12 protein-coding genes are annotated in these 15,531 nt (G+C 65.3%); 7 read left to right on the top strand and 5 right to left on the bottom strand.

What is annotated here, in order from left to right; translation table 11 throughout:
* Positions 1 to 20: 20 nt before the first annotated feature.
* The gene (locus ACI3EV_RS09865; RefSeq protein ID WP_337690209.1) at positions 21 to 458 is read left to right on the top strand and encodes a thioesterase family protein; all 438 of its coding nucleotides are present in this window, start codon (positions 21 to 23) and stop codon (positions 456 to 458) included.
* Between the two features lie 36 nt (positions 459 to 494).
* Here the strand turns inward: ACI3EV_RS09865 and ACI3EV_RS09860 are convergent, their stop codons facing one another.
* Positions 495 to 1,265: an enoyl-CoA hydratase gene (locus ACI3EV_RS09860; protein ID WP_337690210.1), complete on the bottom strand. Its 771-nt coding sequence runs from the start codon at positions 1,263 to 1,265 to the stop codon at positions 495 to 497.
* A gap of 21 nt (positions 1,266 to 1,286) precedes the next feature.
* Positions 1,287 to 1,733 (bottom strand): MarR family transcriptional regulator, encoded by a 447-nt coding sequence (locus tag ACI3EV_RS09855; RefSeq protein WP_337690212.1) that lies wholly within the window; start codon positions 1,731 to 1,733, stop codon positions 1,287 to 1,289.
* Between the two features lie 197 nt (positions 1,734 to 1,930).
* Between ACI3EV_RS09855 and badH the strand changes: the two genes are divergently transcribed.
* The 6 genes from badH to ACI3EV_RS09825 all read left to right on the top strand — a co-directional run bounded on the left by badH (position 1,931) and on the right by ACI3EV_RS09825 (position 8,958).
* The gene (badH, locus tag ACI3EV_RS09850) at positions 1,931 to 2,698 is read left to right on the top strand and encodes a 2-hydroxycyclohexanecarboxyl-CoA dehydrogenase (protein WP_337690214.1); all 768 of its coding nucleotides are present in this window, start codon (positions 1,931 to 1,933) and stop codon (positions 2,696 to 2,698) included.
* A gap of 61 nt (positions 2,699 to 2,759) precedes the next feature.
* Positions 2,760 to 3,542 carry a 2-ketocyclohexanecarboxyl-CoA hydrolase gene (gene badI / locus ACI3EV_RS09845; protein WP_337690563.1) on the top strand — a complete coding sequence of 261 codons (783 nt, stop codon included), beginning with the start codon at positions 2,760 to 2,762 and terminating at the stop codon, positions 3,540 to 3,542.
* Between the two features lie 110 nt (positions 3,543 to 3,652).
* The gene (gene aliB, locus ACI3EV_RS09840) at positions 3,653 to 4,804 is read left to right on the top strand and encodes a cyclohexanecarboxyl-CoA dehydrogenase (RefSeq protein ID WP_337690217.1); all 1,152 of its coding nucleotides are present in this window, start codon (positions 3,653 to 3,655) and stop codon (positions 4,802 to 4,804) included.
* A 39-nt stretch (positions 4,805 to 4,843) separates the two neighbouring features.
* A complete protein-coding gene (gene aliA, locus ACI3EV_RS09835) occupies positions 4,844 to 6,487 on the top strand; it encodes a cyclohexanecarboxylate-CoA ligase (RefSeq protein ID WP_337690219.1) in 1,644 nt (547 codons plus the stop codon).
* 35 nt (positions 6,488 to 6,522) lie between these two features.
* Positions 6,523 to 7,686: an acyl-CoA dehydrogenase family protein gene (locus ACI3EV_RS09830; protein ID WP_337690221.1), complete on the top strand. Its 1,164-nt coding sequence runs from the start codon at positions 6,523 to 6,525 to the stop codon at positions 7,684 to 7,686.
* Between the two features lie 90 nt (positions 7,687 to 7,776).
* Complete coding sequence (locus tag ACI3EV_RS09825; protein ID WP_018715319.1) at positions 7,777 to 8,958, top strand: acyl-CoA dehydrogenase; 1,182 nt, start codon at positions 7,777 to 7,779, stop codon at positions 8,956 to 8,958.
* Between the two features lie 57 nt (positions 8,959 to 9,015).
* Here the strand turns inward: ACI3EV_RS09825 and putP are convergent, their stop codons facing one another.
* From putP to ACI3EV_RS09810, 3 genes are all read right to left on the bottom strand, one after another.
* A complete protein-coding gene (gene putP, locus ACI3EV_RS09820) occupies positions 9,016 to 10,515 on the bottom strand; it encodes a sodium/proline symporter PutP (protein WP_018715318.1) in 1,500 nt (499 codons plus the stop codon).
* Between the two features lie 56 nt (positions 10,516 to 10,571).
* Positions 10,572 to 14,570 carry a trifunctional transcriptional regulator/proline dehydrogenase/L-glutamate gamma-semialdehyde dehydrogenase gene (putA, locus tag ACI3EV_RS09815; RefSeq protein ID WP_405197987.1) on the bottom strand — a complete coding sequence of 1,333 codons (3,999 nt, stop codon included), beginning with the start codon at positions 14,568 to 14,570 and terminating at the stop codon, positions 10,572 to 10,574.
* Positions 14,571 to 14,762: 192 nt separating this feature from the next.
* Positions 14,763 to 15,419, bottom strand: coding sequence for a glutathione S-transferase family protein (locus tag ACI3EV_RS09810; protein ID WP_337690227.1), 657 nt, complete (start codon positions 15,417 to 15,419; stop codon positions 14,763 to 14,765).
* Positions 15,420 to 15,531: the final 112 nt, after the last annotated feature.

Genomic DNA, 15,531 nt, shown 5'->3' with positions numbered 1-15,531 from the left:
ATAGAAACATTAGGACCCTCATGCCCCGTCTCAAGTTTGAACCCCTGGATCGTTACCCCTTCACCACCGAACTCCAGCTCTACACCAGCCACATCAACCACGGCAACCATCTGGACAATGCCCAGCTGGTCGGCCTGGCCTCAGAGGCGCGGCTGCGCTTTCTGCGCTGGTTGGGCTATGACGAGATGAACGTGATGGGTTCCGGCACCGTGGTCGGCGACCAGGGCCTGCAATACCTGTCCGAAGCCTTCCACGGCGAAATTCTGGTGTTTGAAATGGGCACTGCCGACTACAACCGCTACGGCTTTGACGTCTGCTGGCAGGCGCACGACAAGGCCAGCGGCCGCGCGATTGCGCGCGGCAAGATCGGCATCGTGCTGTTCAACTACCAGGAGCGTCGCCCGGTAGAACTGCCCGATGCCGTGCGCGAAAAGCTGATGGCGGTGCAGGCCGGCTGACGCTACCGGCTGCACCGTACCGCCAAAAATGCCGGCTTACTCGCCGGTATAACGCGGTGCGCGCTTCTCCAGAAAGGCGCGTGCGCCTTCCTTCTGGTCCTGGCTGGCAAATAGCAGGTTGAACGCCTTGCGCTCCAACAGCAGTGCCGCGTCCAGTGACGCATCCTGCCCGGCCAGCACCACTTCCTTGATCTGCGTCGCTGCCATCGGCGGCATGCCGGCAATCAGCGTCGCCAGCTCCAGCGCACGCGCTTGCACCTGATCGTCATCCGCCACCTCGCTCGCCAGACCCATGGTGAAAGCCTCTTCGCCCTTGAACGGCAGGCCGGTGAGCAGAAACTTCATCGCCTGGAACTTGCCAATGGCGCGTGTCAGGCGCTGCGTACCGCCAGCGCCCGGCATCACGCCCACGCGGATCTCCGGCTGGCCAAAGGTGGCGTTGCGCCCCGCCACGATGATGTCGGCGTGCATTGCCAGCTCGCAGCCGCCACCCAGGGCATAGCCGTTCACCGCTGCCACGATCGGTTTTGGGCACTCGGCAATTGCTTGCCACAGCAGGTGCACGGTGCGCTGCTGCATCTGCACCGCGCTCTTATCGGCAAACTCGGTCAGGTCGGCGCCGGCGGCAAACACCTTCTCGCCACCGGTCAGCACAATTGCGCGCACGCTGGCATCCTGCCCGAGGCGGCGGAACTGCTCCGCCAGCTGTTCGCGCACGGCCTGATTCAGTGCATTGCGCACCTCGGGGCGGTGGATGGTGATACGGGCTACGCCCTCGGCGGGTTGGTCAAGCTGCAGAAAATCCATGGGTCAGTCCTGTCAATAAAGTCAAAGATCCGGAACGTTCTCGTCCGGCTCGGGGTCGCGTCCGCCCAGCTGCTGGGCATCCACGCGGTCCATGCTTTCCAGCATGCGGATCAGGTAGTGCAGGGTGTGCGTCATGTCGGTGACAGAAAAATCCCCCAGCACCGCTTCATAGTAGGCGTGGATCTTGTCCTGTGCCTGTACCTGCCAGATATCCTGGCCATGCGCCGTCATCACCACCAGGCGTGAGCGGCGATCCTTCTCGTCCGGCACCACCTGCACCAGCCGGTCGCGCTCCATGCGGCTGATCAGGCCGGACAGGTTTTGCCGGCTCACCATCAGGTAGCGCGCCAGGTCGCCCAGCGCCATGCCCTGGCGCACGCTCTCGCGCGAGAGCGCACCCAGCACCGCCCACTGCTGTGTCGTCAGGCCTTCTGCCTCGACCGCGCGGGAGCCGGTTTTATGCAACATATTTGCACATTGATACAGTCTGAAGAAAATCCGGTTGGCCAGTTCCAGGCGTGTCGCTTCATTATTATTCATGGGGAAAACCACTAGTTCAGAGATGCTTGCGCAAACATGTTGTCGTGTTTATTATGACAACATGTTTGCATAAAAGCCAACAAGACCAGTCCACAACGCCCCGTACATTCCCGAAGGAGACAGCCATGCAACGTTATGACAACCAGACCGCTATTGTGACCGGTGGCGGCGGCGGAATCGGCAGTGCCACCTGCCGCCGCCTGGCCGCCGAAGGTGCCAAGGTCGCCGTGTTCGACATGAACCTGGACGCCGCCGAGAAAGTGGCTCAGGAAATCCGCGCTGCCGGCGGCCAGGCGCAGGCCTTCCGCTGCGACATCACCGATCGCGCCGGCGTCGATCAGGCCGTGGCCGACACCATCGCCGCCTTTGGACCGATCGACACCCTGGTCAACAACGCCGGCTGGGACGTGTTCAAGCCTTTCCTGAAAACCGATGCCGGCGAATGGGACAAGCTGATCGCCATCAACCTGGTCGGTGCGCTGAACATGCACCACGCCGTGCTGCCCGGCATGGTCGAGCGCAAGCGCGGCCACGTCGTCAACGTCGCGTCTGATGCGGCCCGCGTCGGTTCTTCCGGCGAAGCCGTCTATGCCGCCTGCAAGGGTGGCCTGGTCGCCTTCAGCAAGACGCTGGCGCGTGAGCACGCCCGCCAGGGCATCACCTTCAACGTGGTCTGCCCGGGCCCGACCGATACCGCGCTGCTGGCCGGCGTGGCCGAAGGTGCGGCCAACCCGGAAAAGCTGATCGAGGCTTTCACCAAGGCGATCCCGATGGGCCGCCTGGGCCAGGGCGATGACCTGGCCAATGCCATCGCTTTCTTTGGCAGCGACGATGCCGCCTTCATCACCGGCCAGGTGGTGTCGGTGTCCGGCGGCCTGACCATGAACGGCTAAGCGCCATTTTTCCCCAGATATCTACACACCACCTGACGGAGACAACCCCATGAGCAAGGACATCCAGTTCGAAGACATCCTGTACGAAGTGCGCAACGGCGTGGCCTGGATCACGATCAACCGCCCGGACAAGATGAACGCCTTCCGCGGCACCACCTGTGACGAGATCATCAAGGCGCTGAACAAGGCCGGTTACGACCGCGAAGTCGGCTGCATCGTGCTGGCCGGCGCTGGCGACAAGGCCTTCTGCACTGGTGGTGACCAGTCGGCGCACGACGGCAACTACGACGGCCGCGGCACCATCGGTCTGCCGATGGAAGAGCTGCACACGGCGATCCGCGATGTACCCAAGCCGGTGATCGCCCGCGTGCAGGGCTATGCGATTGGTGGCGGCAACGTGCTGTGCACCATCTGTGACCTGACGATTGCCTCCGAGAAGGCCATCTTCGGCCAGGTCGGCCCCAAGATGGGCTCGGTCGATCCCGGCTACGGCACGGCTTTCCTGGCGCGCGTCGTCGGCGAAAAGAAGGCGCGTGAGATCTGGTACCTGAACAAGCGCTACAGCGGCCAGGAAGCCGTGGACATGGGCCTGGCCAATATCTGCGTGCCGCATGAGCAGCTCGATGCCACGGTGCAGGAATGGGCCGAGACGATTTGCGAGCGCAGCCCGACGGCCATCGCGATTGCCAAGCGCAGCTTCAACATGGACACCGCGCACCAGAGCGGCATTGCTGGCATGGGCATGTACGCGCTCAAGCTGTACTACGACACCGAAGAGTCGCGCGAGGGCGTGAATGCGCTGAAGGAAAAGCGCAAGCCCGAGTTCCGCAAGCACTTCAAGTAATTCCCGCCAACCGCTGCTGATGGGGCTGCAGCCCCGCCTGGCATGGGTGTCTGGCACCCGTGCCGGCTGACTGCCGCCCGAAAACGACAAGACCACTGGAGACAAAGCGCATGAATCCCTATATCGACGAGGACCTGCAGGCGATTGCCGAACACGCCCGCCGTTTCGCCACCGAGCGCGTGGCACCGGGCTTTCTGGAGCGTGACGATACACGCGTGCTGGACCGCACCCTGATGAAGGAAATGGGCGAGCTGGGCTTCATCGCGCCGGAGCTGCCCGAGGAGTTTGGCGGTCAGGGCATGGGTTGCCTGGCGGCTGGCGTGATCCACGAAGAGATCGCCCGCGCCGACCTGAGCATCAGCTACATCAACCTGCTGGCTTCGCTCAACGGCCAGATCCTGTCGCACCATGGCCAGCCCGAGGTGGTGCGCCCCTGGCTGGAAAAGCTGACGCAGGGCGAGGCATTGTTTGCGATTGCGCTGACCGAGCCGCGCGGTGGCTCCGACGCCGCCAACCTGCGCCTGCGCGTCGAGCGCGTGGGTGACGAGTACGTGATCAACGGCGAAAAGACCTCGATCTCCGCCGCCGACCAGGCCGATGCCGCCGTGGTGTTTGGCCGCACCGGCAGCATCGAATCGGCCGCGCACGGCGTGACCGCGCTGCTGGTGCCGATGGACCTGCCAGGCATCACCACCAACCGCTTTGACTGCCACGGCCAGCGCGCCATCGGTCGCGGTTCGATCTTCTTCGAGAACGTGCGCGTGCCGGTGAACCACCGGCTGGGCGAGGAGAACAAGGGCTTTGTGCAGGTGATGCAGGGCTTTGATTTCTCGCGCGCGCTGATCGGCCTGCAGGTGCTGGCGGTGGCGCAGGTGGCGCTGGAGGAGACCTGGGAATACGTGGCCGAGCGTGAAGCCTTCGGCAAGCCGCTGTCGGCCTTCCAGGGCGTGTCACACCCGCTGGCCAACTACGAAACCCAGGTCGCCGCTGCGCGCCTGCTGTGCCTGCAGACGCTGTGGTCCAAGGATCGCGGCCTGCCGCATACGGCCGAGGCCGCCATGTGCAAGTGGTGGGGGCCCAAGCTGTCCTATGAAGTGATCCATCAGTGCCTGCTGATGTTCGGTCACGGAGGTTACGACCGCGGCGTGATGGAACAGCGCCTGCGCGATGTGATGGGCTTCCAGATCGGTGACGGTACGGCCCAGATCATGAAGACCATCATTGCCCGGACCAAGGCCGGGCGCCATGCGGTACCGGCCTGAGAGCCGTCGCATTACCCTTTACCAGAGCAGGAGACAGACATGGATTTTGACGCCGTATTGCTGCCCGCACGCCGGGAAGAAAGCATCGCGCAGGGCCTGTGGCAGGACCGCACCATCAACGACTACCTGGATGCCTGCGTGGCGCAGCATCCGGACAAGCTGGCGCTGACCTCGATCAGCCTGGACCGCAACAGCACGCGCCGCTTCACCTACCGCGAGATGGGGCAGATGGCAGACCGCATCGCCGTGGGTCTGACGCGACTCGGTATTGGCCGCAACGATGTGGTGGCGATGCAGCTGCCCAACTGCTGGCAGTTCACGCTGCTGTACCTGGCCTGCTCGCGCATTGGTGCGGTGCTGAACCCGATGATGCACATCTTCCGCGAGCGCGAGCTGAAGTTCATGATCGGCCACGCCGAGGCCAAGGTGCTGGTCGTGCCCAAGGTATTCCGCGGTTTCGATTACGAAGGCATGGCGATGGCGCTGAAGCCGGAGCTGCCGACGCTGCAGCAGGTGGTGGTGGTCGGTTCCGACGCGGCGCATGGTTTCGAGGCGCTGCTGTCCGGCCCGGAGTGGGAAAAGGATGCCGATGCGCAGCAGATCCTGACGCAGCACCGTCCCGGTCCGGATGATGTGTCGCAGCTGCTCTATACCTCGGGCACCACCGGGGAGCCCAAGGGCGTGCAGCACAGCGCCAACACGCTGGTGTCGAATATCGTGGGCTATGCCGAGCGCCTGCACCTGGGTGCCGATGATGTGGTGCTGATGGCATCGCCCATGGCGCACCAGACCGGCTTCATGTATGGCCTGGTGATGCCGATCCTGCTGCAGGCGCATGCCGTGCTGCAGGACATCTGGGATCCGAAAAAGGCGATCGACATCATCAATCAGGAAGGCGTGACCTTCACCATGGCCTCGACCCCGTTCCTGACCGACCTCACGCGCACCGTGCTGGAAACCGGCCAGCAGGTGCCGACGCTGAACACCTTTGTCTGCGCCGGCGCGCCGATTCCCGGCCCGCTGGTGGAGCAGGCGCGCCAGGGGCTGGGCACCAAGATCATTTCGGCCTGGGGCATGACGGAAAACGGCGCCGTGACCACCACCCTGCCGGAAGACGACGACAGCCTGTCCGTGACCACCGATGGCCAGCCGCTGCCCGGCGTGCAGGTCAAGGTGGTGGACTTTGACGACAGCGAGATGCCCACGGGCGAGATCGGCAAGCTGCTGGTGCGTTCCTGCTCCAACTTTGGCGGCTACCTCAAGCGCCCGCATCTGAATGCCACCGATGACGGCGGCTGGTTCGATACCGGTGACCTGGCGCGCGTGGACGCCAACGGCTATATCCGCATCAGCGGTCGCAGCAAGGACGTGATCATCCGTGGCGGCGAGAACATCCCGGTGTTCGAGATCGAATCGATGCTGTACAAGCATCCGGCGGTGTCGCAGGTGGCCGTGGTGGCCTACGCCGATGAGCGCATGGGCGAACGTGCCTGCGCCGTGGTGGTGCCGAAGGAGGGTGCCAGCCTGAGCAAGGAGGAGATGGTGGCGTTCATGCAGCAGCAGCGCGTGGCCAACCAGTACATTCCCGAGCGCCTGGTGTTGCTGGCAGCCATGCCGGCCACGCCCTCGGGCAAGGTACAGAAATTCAAGCTGCGCGACATGTTGCGCGATGGCCAGATCTGACGCTGGCATGACAGAGCAGAAAAAGGAGTTTCCCCATGGCGATTGACCATGAATCGTTTGAGTTGCTGCTGGCCAGCGTGCAGCGTTTTGTGCGCGAACGCCTGATACCGGCAGAAAACGCGGTGGAAGAGCAGGACGAGGTGCCGGCCGACATCGTGCAGGACATGAAGGACATGGGCCTGTTCGGCCTGTCGATTCCCGAGGCCTACGGCGGCATCGGCCTGTCCATGGAGCAGGAATGCCGCGTGGCCTACGAGATCGGCCATACCGCGCTGGCCTTCCGCTCGGTGTTCGGGACCAATGTGGGCATTGGCTCGCAAGGCATCCTGATGGACGGCACCGAGGAGCAGAAGCAGCAGATCCTGCCCCAGGTGGCGACCGGCGAGCTGATCATGTCGTTTGCCCTGACCGAGCCGGATGCCGGCTCCGATTCGGCCGCGGTCAAGACCCGGGCCGAGCGGGATGGCGACCACTATGTGCTGCACGGCACCAAGCGCTTCATCACCAATGCGCCGCGCGCCGGGGCTTTCACGCTGATGGCGCGTACCGACGGGCCGGGCGCCGGCGGCATCAGTGCCTTTATCGTGCCGGCCGATCTGCCCGGCCTGACGCTGGGCAAGCCGGACAAGAAGATGGGCCAGCGCGGCACCAAGACCTGCGATGTGAACATGGACGGCGTGCGGGTGCCGGCGGCCAACATCATCGGCGGCGTGCCCGGCCAGGGCTTCAAGACCGCGATGAAGGTGCTGGATCGCGGCCGGTTGCATATCTCGGCCGTGGCCTGTGGCATGGCGCAGCGCATTCTGGACGAATCGGTGGCCTATGCCCGCCAGCGCAAGCAGTTTGGCAAGCGCATTGGCGATTTCCAGCTGGTGCAGGCCATGCTGGCCGACAGCCAGGCCGAGCTGTACGCCGGCTGGAGCATGGTGCAGGATTGCGCCCGCCGTTACGACGGCAAGCCTTCGCCTGCCGTGAGCGATCCGGACGTGAGCATGCGCGCCTCGTGCTGCAAGCTGTTCTGCACCGAAATGGTGGGCCGCGTGGCCGACCGTGGCGTGCAGGTGCATGGCGGTTCGGGCTATATCAACGAATTTCCGGTGGAGCGCTTCTACCGCGATGTGCGCCTGCTGCGCCTGTACGAAGGCACCACGCAAATCCAGCAGATCATCATCGGCCGCGAGCTGGTGGGCCGCGAATGACGGCAGGCACCCCCACGTATTGACATGACGGACCCGGACGGCGGCATCCTGCCGCTCCGGCCACGACCCACTTGATTCAGGAGAGATACCATGGCTTCCAACAAAACCGCCTTCCACTGGGATGATCCGCTGCTGCTGGACCAGCAATTGACCGACGAAGAGCGCATGGTGCGCGATGCCGCCGCCGCCTATTGCCAGGACAAGCTGGCCCCGCGCGTGCTCGACGCCTTTCGCAACGAACAGACTGATCTTGCCATCTTCCGCGAAATGGGCGAGCTGGGCCTGCTCGGCCCCACCATTCCCGAACAGTACGGCGGCCCCGGCCTGAACTATGTCAGCTACGGCCTGATTGCCCGCGAGATCGAGCGCGTCGACTCCGGCTACCGCTCCATGGCCAGCGTGCAATCCTCGCTGGTGATGGTGCCGATTTACGAATTCGGCAACGAGGAAACCCGGCAAAAGTATCTGCCCAGGCTGGCATCGGGCGAATGGATTGGCTGCTTCGGCCTGACCGAACCCAACCATGGTTCCGATCCCGGCAGCATGGTCACGCGTGCCCGCAAGGTCGATGGTGGCTACAGCCTGACCGGCAACAAGATGTGGATCACCAACTCGCCGGTGGCCGATGTGTTCGTGGTCTGGGCCAAGGACGATGAAGGCGCGATCCGCGGCTTTGTGCTGGAAAAGGGCTGGAAGGGCCTGAGCGCTCCGGCGATTCACGGCAAGGTCGGCCTGCGTGCCAGCATCACCGGCGAGATCGTGATGGACGAGGTGTTCTGCCCCGAGGAAAACGCCTTCCCCGAGGTGCGCGGCCTGAAAGGCCCGTTCACCTGCCTGAACAGCGCGCGCTACGGCATCGCCTGGGGGGCGCTGGGCGCGGCCGAGGCCTGCTGGCACACGGCGCGCCAGTACACCATGGACCGCAAGCAGTTCGGCAAGCCGCTGGCGGCCAATCAGCTGATCCAGAAAAAGCTGGCCGATATGCAGACCGAGATCACGTTGGGCCTGCAGGGCGTGCTGCGCCTGGGCCGCATGAAGGACGAAGGCACGGCGGCGGTGGAAATCACCAGCATCTTCAAGCGCAACAACTGCGGCAAGGCGCTGGACATTGCCCGCACCGCACGTGACATGCTGGGCGGCAACGGCATCAGCGACGAATTTGGCGTGGCGCGCCATCTGGTGAACCTGGAAGTGGTCAACACCTACGAAGGCACGCACGACATCCACGCGCTGATCCTGGGCCGCGCCCAGACTGGCATGGCGGCGTTCTGACGCGATGCGTCATCCCGCCGGCTGGTGGCTGGCGGGGCGCCAGCCACTCACACCGGATCAGATCCGGCCCAGCGTGGCAATCTCCTGCTCCACCGCCGCATGCGCCTGCTGCATGCTGGCTGATGGCGTGCCCAGCTGGCTCACCACCACGGTGGCGATCCAGGCCAGGATAAAGCCCGGAATGATCTCGTACAGACCCAGCCAGCCAAACTGCTTCCACACCAGCACGGTGACGGCTCCCACGATGATGCCGGCCAGCGCGCCGTTGCGCGTCATGCGCTTCCAGAACAGCGACAGGATGATCACCGGGCCGAAGGCGGCACCAAAACCGGCCCAGGCGTAGCTCACCATGCCCAGCACCTTGGCTTCGGGGTCACGTGCAATCCAGATCGCGATCAGCGCCACCAGCAGCACCATGCCACGGCCCAGCCATACCAGTTCCTTTTGCGAGGCCTGCGGGCGCAGGAAAGTGCGGTAGATATCCTCGGTCAGCGCGCTGGAACATACCAGCAGCTGGCAGGACAGCGTGCTCATCACGGCGGCCAGGATGGCGGCCAGCAGGGCGCCGGCAATCCAGGGGTTGAACAGCTGCTTGGCCAGTTCCATGAACACGGTTTCGGAGTTGGCCGTGACGGCAGCAGCCAGTTGGGGATGCGTGGCAAAGTAGGGAATGCCGATAAAGCCCACGGCCACGGCACCGGCCAGGCACAGAATCATCCAGGTCATGCTGATGCGGCGGGCCGAGGGAATCGTCCTGACCGAGGAGGCCGCCATGAAGCGCACCAGAATGTGCGGTTGGCCAAAGTAGCCCAGGCCCCAGGCCATCAGCGAGATGATGCCGACAAAGCTGGCACCGCGGAACAGGTCGAATTGCTGCGGCTGCATCACGCTGGTCCAGTCCTGGCCCGGCTGCAGTTGGCCCTGCATCGCCAGATAGGCCATGATGGGCACCAGAATCAGCGCCGTGATCATCATCGAGGCCTGGATGGTGTCGGTCCAGCTCACGGCCAGAAAGCCGCCAATGAACACATAGGCGATGGTGCACAGCGCACCCACCCACAGGGCGGTGCTGTAGGGCATGCCGAACATGTTCTCGAACAGGCGCGCGCCTGCCACCACGCCCGAGGCGCAGTACAGCGTGAAGAACACCAGAATCACCAGTGCTGTCACGATGCGCAGCACGTTGGAGTGGTCCTCGAAGCGGTTGGACAGGTAGTCGGGCAGCGTCAGCGCATTGCCGGCGCGCTCGGTGTACAGGCGCAGGCGACCGGCCACGAAGCGCCAGTTCAGGTAGGCGCCGGCAATCAGGCCGATGGCAATCCAGGACTCGGACAGGCCGGACAGGTAGATGGCGCCGGGCAGGCCCATCAGCAGCCAGCCGCTCATGTCGGACGCGCCGGCCGACAGCGCGGTGACAAAGCTGCCCAGGCTGCGGCCGCCCAGAATGTAGTCCGACAGGTTCTTGGTGCTGAAATAGCCAAGCCAGCCAATGCCCAGCATGGCGATCAGGTAGATGCCAAACATGATGGCGGTAGGGTCGCTCCAGTTGAATTGCATGATGTCCCTTGGGTTTGAAATGGTGGTAAAGGTGAATCGGAATGGCTGGCCGCAGCTCAGGCCATGGTCATGAGTTGGGCATTGCCGCCGGCGGCGGCGGTGTTGATGCTGATACTTTGTTCGTGCACCAGGGTGGTGAGGTCGTAACCGGCTCCGGAGGCCAGTTCATGGCTGGTGCGGCTGCACAGGGGCACGATGGGGCCGTTGCGGGCCGCCAATTGCTGTGCCAGCGGCAGCAGGGCATCGCCATCACCCTCGAACAGCACTACGGCCACGGGCGAGTCCGCCGCGTGCAGGGCATCGGCCTGGGCCAGCTGCACCGCGTCGGTCAGGCCTGGCAGCGCCTGCAGCTGCTCCCAGGTCTGCTGGCAGGCGGCATCGCCGGACGGCAGCACCAGCTGGCACGGGGTCGCCGCCGCCAGACAGGTGGCGACTTGCACCACCAGGCCCAGCGGTGTGGCGGGCAGGATCCAGACCGGGCCGCGTGGCAGCAGGCGGTAGCGGTTGGATTCGCCCGTCGGGCCGGGCAGCAGCAGTTCCAGCTGCGGGCGGGCGCTGGCCAGCAGCTGTTCGCAGTGGGCCATGGCCTGCTCGGCGGCCTGGCCGGGCAGGGCCTGCAGCTGGCCCTGGCGCAGGGCGGCACACAGGGCGTCCAGCTTGCTGCGGATCGGCGTCAGGGCGTCGTGGCTGACCGGGGGCAGGGCCCGCAGGGCGGTGCCGGCCTGGGCCTGCACCAGCCGGTACAGATAAAGCGGGCCGCCAGCCTTGGGGCCGGTGCCGGACAGGCCCATGCCGCCAAACGGCTGCACCCCCACCACGGCACCAATCACGTTGCGGTTGACATACAGGTTACCGGCGTGGATGCGTGCGCCCAGGTGGGCAATGGTCTCGTCGATGCGGCTGTGCACGCCAAAGGTCAGGCCGTAGCCGGTGGCATTGATGCTGTCGATCAGGGCGTCCAGCGCATCACGGCGGTAGCGCACCACATGCAGCACCGGGCCGAACACCTCGCGCTGCAGACGCGCCGGGCTGTCGATCTCGATCAGGGCCGGTGCCACATAGTGGCCGTTCAGCGGGCCGTCCTGGCGCGTGGCGCGCGTCACCGGCATGCCGGCAGCGGCCATGCGCTCGATATGGACCTCGATCTGGCTGCGCGCTTCGGCGTCGATCACCGGGCCGATGTCGGTGGCCAGGCGATCCGGGTTGCCCAGGGTGTACTGTTCCAGCGCCTGTTTGAGCATGCCGATGGTGCGATCGGCCACGTCTTCCTGCACGCACAGCAGGCGCAGCGCCGAACAGCGCTGGCCGGCAGAGTCGAACGCCGATGCCAGCACATCGCCCACCACCTGCTCGGTCAGCGCGGAGGAATCGACCACCATGGCATTCTGGCCACCGGTTTCGGCGATCAGCGGAATCGGCCGGCCTTCCGGGCTCAGGCGCTGCGCCAGCGTGCCGGCAATCAGGCGCGCCACTTCGGTGGAGCCGGTAAACATCACGCCATGCACGCGCGGGTGCGCCACCAGGGTGGCCCCGGCGGTGTCGCCCTGGCCGGGCACCAGCTGCAGCGCGTCCTGCGGGATGCCGGCGGCATGCAGGATGGCCATCATGGCCGCCGCGGTCAGCGGGGTCTGTTCGGCCGGCTTGGCCAGCACCGTATTGCCGGCCGCGAGCGCGGCGGCGACCTGGCCGCAGAAAATCGCCAGCGGGAAGTTCCACGGGCTGATGGCCAGCACCACGCCCAGCGGGCGCTGGCTGGCGTTGTCGAAATCGGCCGCCACCTGGGCCGCGTAGTAGCGCAGAAAATCGACTGCTTCGCGCACTTCGGCGATGGCATTCGGCAAGGTCTTGCCGGCTTCGCGCATGATCAGGCCCAGCAGGGACTGGCTGCGCTGCTCCAGCAGATCGGCGGCGCGCTGCAGCATGTCGGCGCGACTGGCGGGCGGGGTGCCGGCCCAGATCGGGGCGGCCTGGGCGGCACGCTCGGCGGCGGCGGAAGCCTCCTCGGCTCTGGCTTCGTACACATGGCCCACGGTATCGGCCAGTTCGGCCGGATTGCGCACGGCCTGCCAGCCGGCTGCCTGCTGCGGCTGATCCGGCAGGGCCACTTCCGGCGGGGCGGCCAGTTGGCGTTCCCGCGTGCTGTGCAGCAGGGCGGCCGCCAGCGAGGCCAGCTGCTGTTCATGGGCCAGGTTGAGCCCCTGGGAGTTGGGGCGGGCCTGTGTACCCAGCTGGCCAAACAGGGCTACTGGCAGCGGAATGCGCGGATGGGGTGCCCCCAGCACGCCTTCCTCGCGCGCCAGCTGCTCGGCATCGTCCACCGGGTCCGTCACCAGCGCGCTGACCGGCACGCTGGTATCGCCAATGCGGTTCACGAACGAGGTGTTGGCGCCGTTTTCCAGCAGGCGGCGCACCAGGTAGGCCAGCAGGGTTTCGTGGTTGCCCACCGGCGCGTAGATGCGGCAGGGGCGGGCCAGCTTGCCATCGGCCGTTGCACCGGTGACCTGCTCGTACAGCGGTTCTCCCATGCCGTGCAGGCACTGGAATTCGTACTGGCCGCTGTAGTAGTTGCCGCCTGCCATGTGGTAGATGCTGGCCAGCGTTTGCGCATTGTGGGTGGCAAATTGCGGGTAGACGGCATCGGGTGCGGCCAGCAGCTTGCGCGCACAGGCCAGGTAGCTGACATCGGTATAGACCTTGCGCGTGTACACCGGGTAGCCGGCCAGGCCATCCAGCTGGGCGCGCTTGATCTCGCTGTCCCAGTAGGCCCCTTTTACCAGGCGCACCATCAGTCGGCGGCGGCTGCGGCGGGCCAGGTCCACCAGGGCATCGATCACCTGTGGGCAGCGTTTCTGGTACGCCTGCACCACAAAGCCGATGCCGTTCCAGCCCTTGAGCGAAGGTGCCATGCACAGCGCTTCCAGCAGGTCCAGCGACAGCTCCAGCCGGTCGGCTTCCTCGGCATCGATATTCATGCCGATGTCGTAGCGGCGGGCCAGTTCGGCCAGATGCAGCAGGCGCGGCAGTAGTTCGGCCATCACGCGCTCGTACTGGGCCCGGCTGTAGCGCGGGTGCAGCGCCGACAGCTTGATGGAAATGCCCGGCCCCTCAAAAATGCCGCGCCCGGCCGAGGCTGCGCCAATGGCGTGGATCGCCTGCTCGTACGATTGCAGGTAGCGCAGGGCATCGGCTTCGGTGGTGGCGGCTTCGCCCAGCATGTCGTAGCTGTAGCGAAAGCCCTTTTTCTCGAAGGCGCGGCTATTGGCCAGCGCCTCGGCAATATCCTGGCCGGTCACGAACTGCTCGCCCATCAGCTTCATGGCACGATGCACGCCCTGGCGAATGACCGGCTCGCCGCCCTTGCTGATGACGCGGCTCAGGGCCGAAGTCAGGGATTTTTCGCTGGTGGTGGAGGTCAGCTTGCCGGTAATCACCAGGCCCCAGGCCGCCGCGTTCACGAACAGCGAAGGCGAACGGCCCACATGCGAACGCCAGTCGCCGTGGCTGATCTTGTCGCGGATCAGGGCATCACGCGTGGCCTTGTCGGGAATGCGCAGCAGCGCTTCGGCCAGGCACATCAGCGCGATGCCTTCCTGGCTGGACAGCGAGAACTCCTGCACCAGCGCGGCCACGCCGCTGGCCACGGGGGCATCGCGCAGGCCTTGCACCAACTGGCTGGCCAGCTGCTGGACGGCCTCGGCCTGCCGGGCATCGCTGCTGCGTGCCAACGGCAGCAGCATGGGCAGGCATTCCGGCTCCGGGCGATGCCAGGCGGCGGTGATGGCGGCGCGCAACTCGGTTTGCGGCAGAATGCCCTGGGCAAACTCCAGAAAAGGTTGCACCTCTTGCGGGGCATCGGGTTGCACCTCGGCGTCGTCGCCGATCCCTTCCTGTTGCGGGGCGATGCGGATGGTGTGGGCGCCACGCTCCAGTGCATCCACGTATTGCACGACAGCCTGCTTGATCAGCCAGTGCGGCGTGCGTCCCAATTGCTGTGCGGCCACGCGAATGCGTTCGCGCAAGGTGTCGTCGACCTTGATTCCTACGGTGGTACTCATCAGTAAAACTCCATGGCCCCAGCCCGGGCGGCTGCGGCGTTGCGATGCCGAATCGACGACGCGATGACGAATCACGCGCCGTTTTCGGAGTGGGAGCGATGGTACTGGAGGAAATTGGTCGAGATATAGCGGGTTAACCCTTGGTGTGGGCGAAAAAGTGCAACCCGCCAGATGAAAAGGTGCAACCCGTGTTCAGATCGGGTCGTGTACGCCGCGCAGATGCGCCAGTTCGGCTTCGTCCAGGGCCGCGGCGCGGGCGTAAGCCGGGCGGTCCGTGCAGAGTTGTACGTAATCCTCGAACAGGCCGCGCCGGGCCACGGTGCCAAACTGCATGCCCCAGTGCAGCTGGGAGGCCAGGTACAGGTCGGCGGCGCTGAAGTCCTGGCCGCACACAAAAGGCCCCTGCTGGCGCAGTTGCTCCAGCAGCGTGGCCAGGGTGCGCATCACGTCGTCATGGCTGCCATAGCCCACCATGCCGGCCTTGTCGGGCGGTGCCAGCAGGCCCAGCGCCTTGCCGGTCACGGCGGCCTCCATCGGGCCGGCCACAAAGAACAGCCAGCGGTAATAGCTGCCGCGGCGGGCATCGTTCACTGGCGGGGCCAGCTTTTCCTCGGCATGCAGATCGGCCAGGTAACACAGGATGGCGGCGGTTTCGGTGACCACCAGCGGGCCGTGTTGCAGCGTCGGCACCTTGCCCATGGGGTTGAGCGCCAGGAATTCCGGGGTCTTCATGCCGCCCTGGTAGTCCAGCACCACGGTGTCGTAGCTGGCGCGGCATTCTTCCAGCATCCAGCGGACCATGCGGCCCCGGGACATGGGGTGGGTGTAGAAGACAAGACGATGGTTCACGGCAGGCTCCTGGAAACGGGGTGGGGCAGGGGATGACCGATGCAGGCCGGCCGCAGCAGCCGACAATAGCTGCATGGTACCTCCGGCATGGGGACAGGGGTGTGACAATTTC

The sequence above is a fragment of the Allobrachymonas wangyanguii genome (assembly GCF_045055315.1).
GTDB lineage: Bacteria > Pseudomonadota > Gammaproteobacteria > Burkholderiales > Burkholderiaceae_C > Brachymonas > Brachymonas wangyanguii.
The sequence above is the reverse complement of the archived record's forward strand: the minus strand, read 5'-3'. Positions and strand labels throughout refer to the sequence as shown.